A 1,867-nucleotide genomic window follows, 5' to 3' on the forward strand; every position below is an offset into this window, starting at 1 on the left:
CGCGAGCGGGACGAAGAAGCAGGCGAGGAGGAACAGGACAAGCGGGGGCACAAGGGCAATGCCCACGGCGTTCGCGCCGAGCGCCCGTCGCCGCCAGTTGATCTCGATGGTCATCGACTGTGCCTCCGCGATGCCGGCGGCGGACCGGGAGTCCGCCGCCGTGCTTGCCGCTATTTCGCAGCCCACGCGGCGAACCGCTCGTTCAGGGCGTCGATGTTCTGCACCCAGAAATTGGCGTCGACCGTGATGCCGGCGGCGATGTGCTCCGGCGATGTCGGCAGGGTCGTCGCGACATCGGCTGGCAGGGCCGCCTGCGCCGCGACAGAGCCGACCCCGTAGCCGAGCTTGGCCGGCCACTCCACCTGGCGGTCGGTGCGGCCGAGATATTCCAGGAGCTTGACGGCATTTTCCTTGTTGGGCGAGCCCTTGAGGATAACCCAGGAATCGATGTTGAGGATGTTGCCGGGCCACATGATCTTGAAGTCGCGTTTGTTCTCGGCATTCGCTCCGCGGATGCGGCCATTATAGGAGGTGGTCATCGCCACCTCGCCGGATCCGAGCAACTGCATCGGCTGGTTGCCGGACGACCACCAAACGATGTTGGGCTTGAGCTCGTCGAGCTTTTTGAAGGCCCTGTCGACGCCCTCGGGGGTGCGCAGCGTCTTGTAAACTTCGGCCGGCGCAACGCCGTCAGCCATCAGCGCGGCTTCCAGCGTGAATTTCGGCCCGTTGCGGAAGGCGCGCTTACCCGGATATTTTTTTGTGTCCCAAACGTCGGCCCAACTCTTCGGACCGTCCTTGAACACCGCGCCGTCATAGGCAAGCACGATGCTGAACACATTGGCGGGAACGCCGCATTCGGTGACGCTTCCGGCGATATAGCGGTCGACGCCGCCCACGGTGGCCGGATCGATGGTTTCGAAGAGGCCCTCTTCGCAGCCGAGCGCCTCCTCCTCGGCCTCGACCTCGACCACGTCCCAGTTGTTGGCCTCGCCGGCGCCCACCTTGGTGCGAAGGACGCCGATACCGCCATCCCAGCTGTCTTCGGCGAGCGGAATGCTTGTCTCCTTGCGGAAGGGATCGAAATACACCGCGCGTTGCGCGTCCTGGAATACGCCACCTGCCGACACGACGGTGAGGTCGCGAGCGACGGCGATGCCGGGCAGCGCGATGACGGATGCCAAAAGTGCGGCATGAAGGATTGTGGTTTTTCTTTTCATGGTCAGTTCCCCTTTCTTGGTTGGTGGTTCGTGATGCATCGCGAGCGTCATTCGCCGCCTGTGTTGGGCAGTGCCCTGCACAGCGCCTGCGGTATGACGACCCGGATTTCGTCGCCGATGCCGACCTGGCCAGCCTCGGCGCCTGTTGGAAGTTTGAGGCTAAGACGTCCTATGCCGCCGCATTCGACGGCCACACGGCGGGCATCGCCGAGATAAGAAATCTCGATGATCTTCCCCGGCAATGCGCCCTCACTGGCGCCGACCTTCACATGTTCAGGCCGGATGCCAACTTTGACGCGATCGCCGATAGCCGCGCGCCCCGCGACCGTCATGCGCAGGACGGCTCCTGCGTCCAACCGGATCGAAGCGCCGTCAGCCGAAAGTTCCTCAACCCGGCCGTCGAAGAGGTTGTTCTCGCCGATGAAGGAAGCGACGAACGGCGTGCACGGCCGTTCATAAAGCTGTTCCGGGGCGTCGACCTGTTCGAGCCGGCCCTTGTTGAACACCGCCACGCGATCCGAAAGGTTGAGTGCCTCGGATTGATCGTGGGTGACGAACACCATGGTGATGCCGAGCTGCCGATGCAGGTGCTTCAGCTCCGCCTGCATGTGCTCGCGAAGGTTCTTGTCCAGGGCGCCGAGCGGCTC

Annotated in this window: 2 protein-coding genes; both read right to left on the reverse strand. The window is 63.7% G+C overall.

Annotation, left to right across the window (positions count from 1 at the left end):
• Positions 1–170: 170 nt before the first annotated feature.
• The gene (locus EN742_RS33680) at positions 171–1,220 is read right to left on the reverse strand and encodes an ABC transporter substrate-binding protein (protein ID WP_128333812.1); all 1,050 of its coding nucleotides are present in this window, start codon (positions 1,218–1,220) and stop codon (positions 171–173) included.
• Between the two features lie 47 nt (positions 1,221–1,267).
• Positions 1,268–1,867 (reverse strand): ABC transporter ATP-binding protein (locus tag EN742_RS33685; protein WP_148670468.1); only part of this gene is annotated, 600 nt, incomplete at its 5' end.

The organism is Mesorhizobium sp. M4A.F.Ca.ET.020.02.1.1, from assembly GCF_004022645.1.
In the GTDB taxonomy this organism is placed as follows: Bacteria; Pseudomonadota; Alphaproteobacteria; order Rhizobiales; family Rhizobiaceae; genus Mesorhizobium.